The sequence below is a fragment of the Rhizobium rhizogenes NBRC 13257 genome (assembly GCF_000696095.1).
Classification (GTDB): domain Bacteria; phylum Pseudomonadota; class Alphaproteobacteria; order Rhizobiales; family Rhizobiaceae; genus Rhizobium; species Rhizobium rhizogenes.
On record NZ_BAYX01000050.1, the window covers coordinates 1 to 1,071 of the forward strand.

Sequence of the window (1,071 nt, forward strand, 5' to 3'; positions counted from 1 at the left end):
TGGTCTGCAAGGACTGACAGATCGATCGCGACGGCCTTACCGGCACGCCAATCAGCTTCCTTTCCAAATCGAGAAGCTGATTGTGCGGACCAAGCAGGACAAGCCCAACTGGGGCGCACCAAAGATCAGGGAGCGGCTGGCGCGGCTATATCCGGATGTTCACACGCCGGCGATCTCAACCGTGCATGCCGTCCTCGACCGCAACGGCCTGGTCAAGCACGGTAGGCGACGGCGCAACAGGGCTGAAGGAACAGCACTCTCCAATCCAGGACTGCCCAACGACCTGTGGTGCGCCGATTACAAAGGCGAGTTCATGCTTGCCGATAAGCGCTATTGCTACCCCTTGACGATCACCGACTTCGCCAGCCGCTATCTTTTGGCCTGCGAAGCGTTGCACACGACCAAGGAGGTCTACGCCTTCACCGTTTTCGAACGCGTCTTCAAGGAGTTCGGCCTGCCCAAGGCGATCAGAACCGACAACGGAGTGCCTTTCGCCAGCCCCAACGGACTGTTCAATCTGTCTCGGCTCGCCGTCTGGTGGCTCAGGCTCGGTATCGACATCGAGCGCATCAAGCCCGGCCATCCGCAGCAGAACGGCCGCCACGAGCGCATGCATCTGACACTGAAACTTGAGACAACCAAGCCGGCCGGAGACAATTTCCTGCAGCAGCAAGCCCGCTTCGACGACTTCGTCGAGGAGTTCAATACCGAGCGGCCCCACCAGGCGCTCAACATGGCCTGCCCGGCAGAATGCTACGACGCTTCACCGCGCGTCTATCGCGGCCTACCCGATCTCGACTACCCGTTCCACGACCAGACAGTCACCGTCACAACATGCGGACGCATCTGCTACAAGCGGAAGAAGATCAATCTCAGTCTGGTCTTCGCCGGTCAGGCCGTCGGCATCAAACAGGTCGAAGACCATATCTGGCTTACAAGCTTTATGGATTACGATCTGGGATACTTCGATGATGAGACATGCAGGCTTGAACCTTTGCCGAACCCTTTCGGTCCAAAAGTGTTACCTATGTCTCAGGAATAAACCGTAACCCATGTGTCCAGAACGGACCC

At 58.0% G+C, this 1,071-nt stretch carries 1 protein-coding gene; it reads left to right on the forward strand.

Annotated elements, in window-relative coordinates:
• Positions 1-1,042: integrase core domain-containing protein (locus RRH01S_RS33075; RefSeq protein WP_042477874.1), on the forward strand; the 1,042-nt coding region annotated here is incomplete at its 5' end.
• Positions 1,043-1,071: the final 29 nt, after the last annotated feature.